This is a genomic window from Polaromonas sp. C04, assembly GCF_002002705.1.
Taxonomy (GTDB): Bacteria; Pseudomonadota; Gammaproteobacteria; order Burkholderiales; family Burkholderiaceae_C; genus Rhodoferax_A.
Genome location: NZ_MUNS01000037.1, coordinates 104015 through 115492, shown reverse-complemented (window position 1 = coordinate 115492; position 11478 = coordinate 104015). Strand labels below are relative to the sequence as shown.

Genomic DNA, 11478 nt, shown 5'->3' with positions numbered 1-11478 from the left:
CACAGGAAATCGGGGTCGAGGGCGTTGACGATGTTTCTCGCCAGGTCTTTGAGGCTGTAGCCGCCGCTGGCCGTAATAATTTTTTGTTGATCGGCCGGGTTCAGGTCGCGCTCCATCCGCGCCAGGCGGGCGGCCACGGACGAGAGCACTTCGGGTTCCACGTTGCCGAGCGCCACGGCCTGCAGCAGCTTGTCGAAGGACACGGACTTTTTCTGCTCCATGGGGGCGGAGTCGGTTTTGTCCTGCTCGCACACGCCCACGCAATCGACGATAACGAAGTGGTCCTTGGCCTTGGCGTCGGGCGTCACGGCCTGCAGATCGTCGGGCGGGATGATGCGCACGCCGCGGCCCTTCATCTGCTCGAAGAAGTTGCGGCTTTTGACCGAGCGCATGAACATCACGATTTCCACCGGCTTGATGTCGGTGCCGGTGGCGATCATGTCCACGGTGACGGCGATGCGCGGGAAATAGCTGTTGCGAAAGGCGCTGATCAGGTTCTCGGGCTTTTCGCCCGTGGTTCTGTACGTGATCTTCTGCGCAAAGTCGTTGCCCTTGCCAAACTCCTCGCGCAGGATTTCGACAATCTTCTCGGCATGGTTGTCGTCCTTGGCAAACACCAGGGTCTTGGGCACCTCGGTGCGGCCGGGGAAGATCTCGGTGTGCAGCTTGTCGCGAAAGGTGCGAGCTATGGTGCGGATCTGGTCGGGCGTTTGCACGGCGCGGTCCAGCGCGTCGGCGTCGTAAGCCATGTCTTCGTCCAGTTCCTGCCAGCGGGTTTTTCGGGTGAGGCGGTCGCGGTAGCCCACGGAGTAGCCGGCTTCGACCTGGCTGCCGTGTTCGCTGACCTGGGTGCGGATGCGGTACACGTCGTAATTGACGTTGACGCCGTCGGCCACGGCCTGCTGGTGGCCGTATTCCATGACCAGGTTCTGGTTGAAGAAGCCGAAGGTCTGCTTGGATGGCGTGGCGGTCAGGCCGATGAGGTAGGCGTCGAAGTACTCCAGCACCTGGCGCCACAGGTTGTAGATGGAGCGGTGCGCTTCGTCGGTGACGATGATGTCGAAGGTCTCGATCGGGAAGCTGGGGTTGTAGGCAATGGGTTCGGGTCTGGCGAAGAGGTTGCCCAGGCCGTCGATGCTTTGCTCGTCGTCGGCCTCGGCCAGCTCCCTACCTTTAAGCATGCTGAACAGGCGCTGGATGGTGCAGATGGTGACGCGGGCGGTGGTGTCGAGCGTGTTGCTGGTCAGGTGCTGGACGATGTATTCCTCGCCAAACTTGAAGTTGTTGTAGGGCGAGGTGTATTGGTCAAACTCCTTCTTGGTCTGGCGGCCGAGGTTGCCGCGGTCCACCAGAAACAGCACGCGCCTGGCGCCCGCGAACTTGATGAGACGATAGATGAAGCTGATGGCGGTGAAGGTCTTGCCACTGCCGGTGGCCATCTGGATCAGGGCCCGGGGCTTGTTCGCTTTGAGGGAGGCTTCGAGGTTGCGAATGGCGATTTTTTGGGCGGGCCACAGGCCGTCTTCGATCAGCGGCGGCATGGATTGCAGGCGGGCCAGAAAGGTGGCGGGGTCGTTGGCGGCGGGCGTCAGGTAGGCGGGGCGGAGTTCCTGGGCGGAATGCCCTGCGACAGGCTCAGCGCGAAGGGCGACGTCTTTCAGGAAGGCGGCCAGGGTTTCGGGCCGGTGGAAGGCGAATACGGCCCTGGCTCTAGGCTGTGGGTCCAGGCCCTGGGTGAAGTGGGTCTCGATGCCGGTGGACTCGTAGCTGAACGGCAGGGGTCTGCGCCAGGCTGGCAGTGTGGCGGGCAGGCCCTGGGCGTAACGGGCGGATTGCACTTCCACGCCGGTGAGCGTGCTGCCCTCTTTCTTGGCCTCGATCACGCCGGCGGCCTTGCCGTCGATATAGAGCAGGTAATCGGCAAAACCGTAGCCGGTGTTCAGGGGGAATTCGCGAAGGGCCACGCCACGGGCCGCGTGGATGTTGGCCTCATTCACGGAGCACACATGCCAGCCAGCCTGCTGTAGCAGCGCATCAATGGTCTGTCTGGCTTTTTGCTCTGGCGTCATTCCCCCTCCTGTATTGGCATTCTAGGGGAGCGACGGCAGCCTCACGTCTTTGCGAAAGGCCGCCTTTTTTATGCCCGTCAGGCCGCGATCGCCTGCGGCGCCGAACTGCGAATCAGATGGTCGAATGCGCCGAGTGCCGCTTTTGCACCATCACCGGTCGCGATGATGATCTGCTTGAATGGCACTGTCGTGACGTCGCCCGCGGCGAACACGCCCGGCAGCGAGGTCTGGCCGCGCGCATCGACCACGATCTCGCCGTGGCGCGACAACTCCAGCGTGCCCTTGAGCCACTCGGAGTTCGGCACCAGGCCGATCTGCACAAATACGCCTTCGAGTTCGATGCGGCGCGATTCGCCGCTCGCCCGATCGGTGTAGGTCAAGCCATTCACCTTGCCGCCGGCGCCGGTGATCGCGGTCGTCTGCGCCTGCGTGTGGATATCGACATTTTTCAGGCTCTTCAATTTGTCGACGAGCACGGCGTCGGCGCGCAGCGCATCGCCGAATTCGAGCAGCGTGACATGGCCGACGATGCCGGCCAAGTCGATCGCCGCCTCGACGCCGGAGTTGCCGCCGCCAATCACGGCCACGCGCTTGCCCTTGAACAGCGGGCCGTCGCAGTGCGGACAGTAGGCCACCCCCTTGTTGCGGTATTCCCGCTCGCCCGGCACGTTGACCTCGCGCCAGCGCGCGCCGGTCGACAGGATCACGGTTTTGCTGTGCAAGGTGGCGCCATTGGCAAGCCGCACGCCGACCAGCCCCCCGTTGTCGGCGGCCGGGATCAGCTTCTCGGCACGCTGCAGGTTGAGGATGTCCACCTCGTACAGCCTGGCGTGCTGCTCGAGCGCGGCGGCGAACTTCGGCCCGTCGGTCTCGAGCACCGAGATGAAGTTCTCGATGCCCATCGTGTCCATGGTCTGGCCGCCCAGGCGCTCGGCGAGCATGCCGGTGCGGATGCCCTTGCGCGCCGCGTAAACGGCCGCTGCCGTCCCGGCCGGGCCACCACCGACGATGAGCACGTCATAGGGTTCCTTCGCGTTCAATCTGGCCGCATCGCGGGCGGCGGTGCCGGTGTCGAGTTTGGCGACGATCTCTTCGACGTCCATGCGTCCCTGGCCGAAATGCTCACCGTTCAGGAACACCATCGGGACCGCCATCACCTGGCGCTCGGTCACCTCCTGCTGGTACAGGGCGCCGTCGATCACGACGCTGTGCACGCGGGGGTTCAGCACCGCCATCAGGTTCAGCGCCTGCACGACATCGGGGCAATTATGGCAGCTCAGCGACATGTAGGTCTCGAAGCGGAAGTCGCCGTCGAGGTTCCTGATCTGCTCAATCAGTCCGGTCTCGATCTTTGGCGGGTGACCGCCGACCTGCAGCAGCGCCAGCACGAGCGAGGCGAATTCATGCCCTAGCGGGATCGCCGCGAAATGAATGCGCGGCGCCTCGCCGGCGCGGGCCAGCGCGAAAGAGGGCTTGCGGGCATCCGTGCCGTCGGTCTTCAAGGTGATCTTGTCACTGAGCGAGACGATGTCGGTCAACAGACCGTGCATCTCCTGCGCGGCGGCGCTGTCGTCCAGCGAGGCGATGATCTCGAAAGGCAGTTTCACGCGCTCGAGGTACGCCTTGAGCTGACCCCTCAGGTTGGTGTCCAACATTGCGAATCTCCTTTAATTACAGCCATGGCGCGGCCCGGCGATACGGTGCCGGGCCGGCGGTGGGTGGCGGAGTGCCGCCACCGGGTCCCTCAACGACTCAGATCTTGCCGACGAGGTCGAGCGAGGGGGTCAACGTGGCAGCGCCTTCGGTCCACTTGGCCGGGCAGACTTCACCCGGGTGGGCGGCAACATATTGCGCGGCCTTCACCTTGCGCAGCAGCTCCGACGCGTCGCGGCCAATGCCGTTGTCGTGCACTTCCATCAGCTTGATGAAGCCTTCGGGATTGATGACGAAGGTGCCGCGCAGGGCCATGCCTTCTTCTTCGATCAGGACTTCGAAGTTGCGCGAGAGTTGCTGGGTCGGGTCGCCGATGAGCGCGTATTGGACCTTCTTGATGGCCTCCGAGGTGTCGTGCCAGGCCTTGTGCGCGAAGTGGCTGTCGGTGGAGACGCCGTAGACTTCAACGCCCATGTCCTTGAACTGGCTGTAGTGATCGGCGAGGTCTTCGAGTTCCGTCGGGCACACAAAGGTGAAGTCGGCGGGGTAGAACATCAGCACGGCCCACTTGCCCTTGAGGGTTTCCTGGGTCACGTCGATGAATTTGCCATTCTTGTAAGCGGTGGCGGCGAAGGGTTTGATCTGGGTGTTGATGATTGACATGTTGAGTCTTTCCTTAAGAGGTGGTTGGGATTGAAATCAGGGTTAATACTAACCTATTTGATAATCATTATCAATTGATAATGACTATGACGCGCATAGAGCAACGGTCTTCCGCATGGAATTGGCTCGCATTTATGGGGCACACGCGCCAGCCTGCCTACGGGCGCAATGTGTCAATGGTTTGTCTGGCTTCCTGTGCTGGCGTCGTTCAAGGCCGGCGAAAAGTCACACGCAAGGAGGACCAATACCTGGAATTCAACTGGTCGAGCCTGACTTCCCCGCCAGTGGACGGCGCGTGGACAAAACGGCCATCCCCCACGTAGATGCCAGCGTGCGTAATGGCGGCACTCTTGGCAAAGAGGACCAGGTCGCCCGAGCGAACGCTGTCCCTCGACACCGGCTGGCCCCAGTATTGCAGCCCTGAGACCGTTCGAGGAGGCGCAACCCCCGCCCTGGTTCGGTACACGTAGCCAATCAGTCCGCTGCAGTCGAAACCCGAGTCGGGCGTATTACCGCCATAGCGATACGGCGTTCCGACCAGGCCGACGGCGGAGATGGTGATGTCATCGGCCTGCTCCGGCGAGATGCGCGATGGCACCTCGGCGGCGTCGCCGGAAGCAGGGCTGCGGATGGCCGATGGCGCGGTGCTGCATCCGCCAAGGGCGACAAAAAGAGCTACGGCAATGCAAGCGAGACTTGATTTGCCGGAAGGATCCGGCTGATGTTCAGGAATCATCACCACTGAAACAGCAGCCGCGCGCGTGACTTCGTCGTCGCGATCAGGCGGGCATTGGGCTCATCGGTGCGGTTGGCCCATGCTTTCGCAGCTTCCGGGCTTCGACCGAAATCCTGGTGCCGTTCGATAAGGCGGCCGTTTCGCACGGCGTCGTCGACGTCCACATACCAGACGTCGTCAAGCAGGGTTGCCAGCCTTGCCCAGTGGCCGTCATCGAGCAGCAGGTAGTTTCCTTCGGTGATGATGAGCCGGGTCTGTGGGTAGACCGGAACGGCGCCTGCGATCGGCTCTTCGAGTTCGCGCCTGAACTCGGGCGCGTAAACGATCTCGTCATCGTGCTGATGGCGAAGGCGCTGCAGCAGAGCGGCATAGCCCGCGCTGTCAAAGGTGTCCGGAGCGCCCTTGCGTTCGGTGCGCCCAAGCCGCCGCAGCTCGGTGTTGGCCAGATGAAAACCGTCCATGGATACCACCTGCGAGGCCTCGGGAAAAGCCTGATGCAAGGCCAGTGCCAGCGTCGACTTCCCTGCGCCGGGGGCGCCAACCAAACCAAGCAGCTTGCGGCCGCCGCTGCCAAGGAGTTCGCGCACGCGAGCGAGATAGATAGACGGGATCGTCGGCAAATCGGTGGACTTCATGGTCGGAACAATTGACGCCAAAGCGTGTGCCCGTTATTCAACAGTCACACTCTTCGCCAAATTTCTCGGTTTGTCCACATCGGTGCCACGCGCACAGGCCGTGTGATACGCGAGCAGTTGCAGCGGCACCACATGCAAGAGCGGCGACAGCGCGCCATAGTTTTCGGGCATGCGGATGACGTGGATGCCTTCGGCGCTCTCAATCCGGGAGTCCGCATCGGCCAGCACGTAGAGCACGCCGCCGCGCGCGCGCACCTCCTGCATATTGCTTTTGAGCTTTTCCAGCAGCGCATCGTTCGGCGCTACGGTCACCACCGGCATGGCGCTGGTGACCAGCGCCAGCGGGCCGTGCTTGAGCTCGCCGGCCGGGTAGGCCTCGGCGTGGATGTAGCTGATCTCCTTGAGCTTCAGGGCGCCCTCCAGCGCGATCGGGTAGTGCAGGCCGCGGCCCAGAAACAGCGCGTTCTCCATCCTGGCGAAGTCTTCGGCCCAGCTGATGACTTGCGGCTCCAGCGCCAGCACGGCGGCCAGCGCGGACGGCAGGTGGCGCATGGCTTTCAGGTGCGCCGCCTCCTGCTCCTCACTGAGTCGCCCCTTGGCCTGCGCCAGCGCCAGCGTCAGCAAAAACAGCCCGGCCAGCTGCGTGGTGAAAGCCTTGGTGGACGCCACGCCGATCTCGACACCGGCGCGCGTGATGTAGGCCAGCTTGCATTCACGCACCATGGCCGAGGTGGCGACATTGCAGATGGTCAGGGTGTGCGCCATGCCCAGCGACTGCGCATGGCGCAGCGCGGCCAGCGTGTCGGCCGTTTCGCCGGACTGCGTGATCGTGACCACCAGCGTTTTCGGGTTCGGCACGGAGTCACGGTAGCGGTATTCGCTGGCCACCTCGACCTGCGTAGGCACCCTGGCGATGCTCTCCAGCCAGTACTTGGCGACGCAGCCGCTGTAGTAGCTGGTGCCGCAGGCCAGGATCAGCACCGAGTCGATGTCCTTGAAGGTGCGGTATGCGCCTTCGCCGGCACGGTGATTGCCCAGGGCTTCGAACAGCTCGGGCACGATGCCCTCGACCCCTTCGAGGGTGTCGGCAATGGCGCGCGGCTGCTCGAAGATTTCCTTTTGCATGTAGTGGCGGTACGGCCCCAGTTCCGCCGCGCCGCTGTGCGCGTGCACGGTCTTGACCTCGCGCTGGATGGGCTTGTGGGACTTGTCCACGATCCAGTATTTGCCCAGCTGCACATCGACCACGTCGCCTTCTTCGAGGTAGACGATCTGGTCGGTCACGCCGGCCAGGGCCATGGCGTCGCTGGCCAGGAAGTTCTCGCCGCCCTCTTTGCCCACCCCGAGAATCAGCGGCGAGCCCGCGCGCGCGCCGATCACGCGGTGCGGCTCGTCCTTGCAGAACACCGCAATCGCGTAGGCGCCATGCAGCTGCGGCAGGGCCAGTTTCACGGCCTCGAACAGGTCGCCGTCGTACAGCGAGTCGATCAGGTGGGCAATGACTTCGGTATCGGTCTGGCTGGCAAACGCATAGCCCCTGGCCTGCAGCAGGGCGCGCAGCTCGTCGTGGTTTTCGATGATGCCGTTGTGCACCAGGGCAATGCGGCCGGGCCTGGCCGCGGCGTCGGTGCCAGGCCCGTGGCTGAAATGCGGGTGCGCGTTGTGCACCACCGGCGCGCCGTGCGTGGCCCAGCGCGTGTGTGCGATGCCGGTCGTGCCCTGCAGATGCCCGGCGCCGACCTGTTCCAGCAGTTCCGCTACGCGCGAGGTGCTGCGCGCGCGTTTGACCCCATGGTCATACACCGCGACGCCGCATGAGTCGTAGCCGCGGTACTCCAGCCGCTGCAGGCCCTGCACAAGAATGGGGACGATATTGCGGTTCGAGACCGCGCCGACGATGCCGCACATGAGGAAGCTCCCAAAAATTCAGTGGCTGAATCGTAGAGTGATTGATGAAAAATTTAATATCTAATATTGATATTTATTTGAATAAAATTTCAAACATACATTCAAGAGAAATTTTATTTCTTATATAATTAATCTATGGAACAAATAACAATAGACGAAACCGACATCCGCCTGCTCGACCAGCTCCAGCGCGATGCCTCGCTGAGCAACCAGGCGCTGGCACAGCGGGTCCACGTCTCGCCGCCGACCTGTCTGCGACGCGTCAAGCGCCTGGCAGGCGCCGGGCTGATCGAGCGGCAGATCGCCATCCTCAGCGCCGACCGGCTGGCGCCGATGCTGGGCTTCGGGCTCACGGCCATCGTCGAGATCACGCTGGACCGGCAGGATGCGGAGCGCCTGGCCGCGTTCGAGGCACGCGTGTCCGCGGACGAGGCCGTGCAGCAGTGCTACCGCGTCTCGCCCGGACCGGACTTTTGCCTGATCGTCGTCGCCGCCGACATGCCGGGTTATCTGGCGCTGGCGCAGCGCCTGTTCACCGTGGATGCCAACGTGCGCAACGTCAAGGCTTTTTTCAGCGTGAAGCGCAGCAAGTTCGAACCCCTGGTGCCGCTGGCGTGCGGCAGATAGACGCAGGCAAACCACCCTCCCATGGCGACCGGCGGACCCGATTCGTCCACTTTGCCACGCTATCGCCTGAAAAATGTCACCGCGCCCTATAGGCAAGGGCGTGCATCCCATGGAGAATCCCCAAAATAATCGAATCAGGGGGATGGCCATGCAATCAATCTGGAATTGGGTCGTGCCAGGCATCGTGCTGGTGCTGGTCGTGCTGCTGTACCTCAAATTCAAGCGCGCGCCCTCGCCTCGCGATGACCGGTACACCTCGGAGGCGCTGCTGACGCCCGCGCAGGCCGACCTCCTTTATTACCTGCAAACGGTGTTTCCGGGCCAGGCGGTGCTGGCGAACGTCCCGCTGAACAAAATCGTCTCCATCCGGCGCGCCGCCGACCGGCGCCGCGCCCGGCAAGTGCTCGACACCCTGCAGGTCAATTTTGCGGTTTGCGACAACGGCGGCAAGGCCGCGTTTGTGTTCGACGTCGAAGCGTACCGAAAGGGTGAGACCGGTGTGGCACAACGCGATGCGACGAAAAAAAACCGCATCCTCAAGTCGGCGGGCATCCGCATGATTTACATCAAGGACACGACGCGCGGGATGCCCTCGCCGGACGAGTTTCGCCTGAAACTCTCGCTCGCCGCCCTGAGCCGCTCGGACCGGGCCGGCCAGATCAGCGTGCGCCAGCAGCTCGAACAGCGCATGGCCAAGGCCGACAAAAACTTCAAGCCCTCCGGATTCAAGGAGTCTGAAGTCATGGGGATTTCCGTCTTGATGGACTTGAACCCCAACTCGCAACACGGCGCCCTGGATCCCTGGGCCACAAGCCGCAACTGACTGCTTCACCCTGCTGGCAGGAGCGGGCCTGCTCGAGGGCTATTTTTTCTTCGCCGGCCGCTGCCAGTCGGCAATGCTCACCTGCCGGCCGCGCGCCACACTCAAGGCGCCGGGCGGCGTGTCGCGGATGATGGTGGAGCCGCCGCCCACCGTGCCGCCCGCCCCAATCGTTACCGGCGCCACCAGCACGCAGTTGCTGCCAATGTGCACGTCGTGCTCGATCACCGTGCGGTGCTTGTTGGCGCCGTCGTAGTTGGCGGTGATGCTGCCGGCGCCGTAGTTCACGCGCTCGCCCACGCTGGCGTCGCCCAGGTAGGCCAGGTGATTGGCCTTGGCGCCTTTGGCCAGCGTCGAATTCTTCACTTCGACAAAGTTGCCGATATGCACCTCGGCGCCCAGCTTGGCGCCCGGTCGCAAGCGCGCGAACGGACCGATCCGCGCGCCTGCGCCGACTTCGACCTGGTCCTGCACGCCGTGCGGGCCGCCTTCGATGTGGGTGAACGGATGAATCACCGCGCCGGCCTCGATCGCCGCATTCGCAATCACGCAGTGGGCGCCGATCTTCACGCCCTCGCTTAAGGTGACGCGGCCCTCGAATACGCAGTTCACGTCGATTTCCACGTCCTGCGCGCAGACCAGCGTGCCGCGCAGATCGAACCGCGCAGGGTCCGCGATGCGCACGCCCTGCTCCATCAGTGCGCGTGCCTGCTGCAGCTGCAGCGCACGCTCGAGTTCGGCCAGCTGCACCGGGCTGTTGACGCCGGCCACCTGCAGCGCATCGTCGATGCGGTGCGCGACCACCGGCACGCCGTCGGCCACGGCCAGCTTCACGATGTCGGTCAGGTAGTACTCGCCCTGTACGTTTTTGTTGTCCAGCCGCGCCAGCCAGCCTTTGAGCTGGCGCGCCGGCACGGCCATGATGCCGCTGTATACCTCCTGAATGGCGCGCTGGGCCTCGCTCGCGTCCTTGTGTTCGACGATGGCCTGCACCGACTCTCCCGCACGCACGATGCGTCCGTACCCGGTCGGGTCGGCAAAGGCGATGGTCAGCAGGGCCAGCTTGTCGCCGCCGCAGGCTTCAATCAGGGCGCGCAAGGTTTCCACGCGGGTCAAAGGCACGTCGCCCGAGAGCACCACGACCACGCCGTCATCGGGCAGCATTGGGACCGCCTGCTGCACGGCATGGCCGGTGCCCAGCTGCGGCTCCTGGCGCACAAACTTTATGTCAAAAGCGGCTGCAGTCCTTGCCACACCTTGGCAAGCCGCTTCAACTTCAATAGCACCATGACCGGTCACCACGACCACATGGCGCGCCTGCAGGGCTGCAGCCGTGTCGATCACATGGTCGAGCAGGGCGCGCCCGGCCAGGCGGTGCAATACTTTGGGCAGGCGGCTCTTCATCCGCGTGCCTTTGCCCGCGGCCATGATGACCACATCGATTGCTGTCATGACTCCTCCTGTGCGTTTTCTGCCGGCCCGGGCCGGAACCGTAGCCCGGATTATCGGCTGGCTGATGTTCACGCTTGTGCTGGCGAGCTGCAGCACGATCAAGATCGCCTACAACAATGCCGCCAGCGTCGGGTACTGGTGGCTGGACGGCTATGTGGATTTCAATGAGGCGCAAACCCTGCAACTGCGCGCGGACCTGGCACGGCTGCACGCCTGGCATCGCGCGACCGAATTGCCCCAATACATCGAATTGCTACAACAAATGGAGCAACTAGCCCCCGCCGATATTGGGCCAGAGCAGGTTTGCGCCATTGCCCAGGAAATGCGACGGCACCTGGGAACCCTCATGGCGCAGATCGAGCCTGCCGCGGCCGCACTGGCCATGACGCTGACGACGGCGCAACTGCAGGGACTGGAGCGCAAGTACACCAAGACAGACGCGCGCTATCGCAAGGAGTGGTTGTCCGCGACTCCCGCAAAGCAGTTGGAAAAACGCTACAAGCAGTGGCTGGAACGCACCGAAATGATCTATGGCCGGCTCGACGGCGCTCAAAAAGACCGTCTTCGCACGCAGGTGGCGCGGTCGGGTTTTGATGCGCGCATAAGCTACGAGGAGCGGCTGCGCCGCCAGCAGGATGCGCTGCAAACGCTGCGCCAGATCACGCAGGCCCGGCTGCCCGAAGGCGAGGCACGCGACCTGGTGCACGGCTACCTCGAACGCACCCTCGACTCGCCCAACCCTGCGTACCGCGCCTACCAGCAAGCCTTGCTGCAGGAAGACTGCCGCAGCGTTGCCCTGACGCACAACAGTACCACGCCCGTCCAGCGCGACACCGCGGTACAAAGGCTGCGCACCTACGAACGGGACCTGGTGCAGCTGGCAGTGCAGCAGCCGTAACTGACGCTGCTACTTGC

Annotated in this window: 10 protein-coding genes; 3 read left to right on the top strand and 7 right to left on the bottom strand. The window is 63.5% G+C overall.

The window, feature by feature from the left end; genetic code table 11:
• From B0E49_RS15170 to glmS, 6 genes are all read right to left on the bottom strand, one after another.
• Positions 1-2069: type I restriction endonuclease subunit R (locus B0E49_RS15170; protein ID WP_077563047.1), on the bottom strand; the 2069-nt coding region annotated here is incomplete at its 3' end.
• Between the two features lie 77 nt (positions 2070-2146).
• On the bottom strand, positions 2147-3724 hold the full coding sequence (gene ahpF / locus B0E49_RS15165) for an alkyl hydroperoxide reductase subunit F (protein ID WP_077563046.1): 1578 nt from the start codon (positions 3722-3724) through the stop codon (positions 2147-2149).
• A gap of 97 nt (positions 3725-3821) precedes the next feature.
• Entirely contained in the window at positions 3822-4385 is a 564-nt protein-coding gene (ahpC, locus tag B0E49_RS15160) for an alkyl hydroperoxide reductase subunit C (RefSeq protein ID WP_077563045.1), read from the bottom strand.
• Between the two features lie 208 nt (positions 4386-4593).
• Positions 4594-5121 (bottom strand): C40 family peptidase, encoded by a 528-nt coding sequence (locus B0E49_RS15155; protein WP_077563044.1) that lies wholly within the window; start codon positions 5119-5121, stop codon positions 4594-4596.
• Positions 5121-5756, bottom strand: a complete 636-nt coding sequence (locus B0E49_RS15150) for a nucleoside/nucleotide kinase family protein (RefSeq protein WP_077563043.1) — start codon at positions 5754-5756, stop codon at positions 5121-5123. The genes B0E49_RS15155 and B0E49_RS15150 overlap by 1 nt, the downstream gene beginning before the upstream one ends.
• Before the next feature lie 33 nt (positions 5757-5789).
• The gene (gene glmS, locus B0E49_RS15145; protein WP_077563042.1) at positions 5790-7664 is read right to left on the bottom strand and encodes a glutamine--fructose-6-phosphate transaminase (isomerizing); all 1875 of its coding nucleotides are present in this window, start codon (positions 7662-7664) and stop codon (positions 5790-5792) included.
• A gap of 135 nt (positions 7665-7799) precedes the next feature.
• Between glmS and B0E49_RS15140 the strand changes: the two genes are divergently transcribed.
• Together B0E49_RS15140 and B0E49_RS15135 are read left to right on the top strand one after the other, a co-directional pair.
• A complete protein-coding gene (locus B0E49_RS15140; protein ID WP_077563041.1) occupies positions 7800-8291 on the top strand; it encodes an Lrp/AsnC family transcriptional regulator in 492 nt (163 codons plus the stop codon).
• A 148-nt stretch (positions 8292-8439) separates the two neighbouring features.
• A complete protein-coding gene (locus tag B0E49_RS15135) occupies positions 8440-9114 on the top strand; it encodes a DUF2726 domain-containing protein (RefSeq protein WP_168175066.1) in 675 nt (224 codons plus the stop codon).
• A gap of 39 nt (positions 9115-9153) precedes the next feature.
• Here the strand turns inward: B0E49_RS15135 and glmU are convergent, their stop codons facing one another.
• Entirely contained in the window at positions 9154-10563 is a 1410-nt protein-coding gene (glmU, locus tag B0E49_RS15130; protein ID WP_077563039.1) for a bifunctional UDP-N-acetylglucosamine diphosphorylase/glucosamine-1-phosphate N-acetyltransferase GlmU, read from the bottom strand.
• Here glmU and B0E49_RS15125 point away from each other — a divergent pair.
• Positions 10562-11461 carry a DUF6279 family lipoprotein gene (locus B0E49_RS15125; RefSeq protein WP_077563038.1) on the top strand — a complete coding sequence of 300 codons (900 nt, stop codon included), beginning with the start codon at positions 10562-10564 and terminating at the stop codon, positions 11459-11461. The genes glmU and B0E49_RS15125 overlap by 2 nt on opposite strands.
• Positions 11462-11478: the final 17 nt, after the last annotated feature.